The 237-nt window shown below is 41.4% G+C and carries 1 protein-coding gene; it reads left to right on the top strand.

The features are described from left to right. A partial coding sequence (locus tag GNF10_RS37705; protein WP_185607558.1) for an AIR carboxylase family protein occupies nucleotides 1-237 on the top strand: 237 nt, incomplete at both ends.

Below are 237 nucleotides of genomic sequence, written 5' to 3'. Positions count from 1 at the left end.
TTTCTGCTCATCGTACGCCTCAACTTATGTTTGAATTCGCTAGTCAAGCAAAGCAAAACGGCTATGACATCATTATTGCTGGAGCAGGTGGCGCAGCACATTTACCTGGTATGGTAGCATCAATGACTACTTTACCTGTAATAGGTGTACCAATAGAGTCAAAAAGTTTAAAGGGGTTAGATTCTCTATTATCTATTGTACAAATGCCAGGTGGAATACCGGTAGCAACTACGGCTA

Source organism: Nostoc sp. UCD121 (assembly GCF_014222285.1).
Taxonomy (GTDB): Bacteria; Cyanobacteriota; Cyanobacteriia; order Cyanobacteriales; family Nostocaceae; genus Nostoc.
The sequence above is the reverse complement of the archived record's forward strand: the minus strand, read 5'-3'. Positions and strand labels throughout refer to the sequence as shown.